Source organism: Achromobacter sp. SIMBA_011, from assembly GCF_046535435.1.
Classification (GTDB): domain Bacteria; phylum Pseudomonadota; class Gammaproteobacteria; order Burkholderiales; family Burkholderiaceae_B; genus Achromobacter; species Achromobacter dolens.
In genome coordinates this window covers 1-279 of the sequence record NZ_JAWRWN010000313.1, presented here as the reverse complement: position 1 = coordinate 279, position 279 = coordinate 1, and the positions used below count along the sequence as shown (strand labels likewise).

Sequence of the window (279 nt, the reverse complement as noted above, 5' to 3'; positions counted from 1 at the left end):
AACGAGATGGGCCAGACGATAAACCAGCGTCTCGACGGCATGTCGCAGCGGCTGGGCGAAACGCTGACGGAACAGACCCGGTCGACGCACGAAAATCTGAGCCGCCTGCAGGAGCGCTTGGCCGTCATCGATGCCGCGCAGGGCAATATTCAGGATCTGGCGAAGGACGTCGTCGGACTTCAGGCAATCCTTTCCAACAAGCAGACGCGCGGAGCCTTCGGACAGGCGCGCATGGAAACGCTGATCGCCGATGCCCTGCCCGCTGGCGCCTTTCAGCTG

The 279-nt window shown here is 62.7% G+C and carries 1 protein-coding gene; it reads left to right on the top strand.

What is annotated here, in order from left to right; translation table 11 throughout:
- Nucleotides 1–279 (top strand): DNA recombination protein RmuC (gene rmuC, locus SB816_RS31105; RefSeq protein ID WP_410548129.1); only part of this gene is annotated, 279 nt, incomplete at both ends.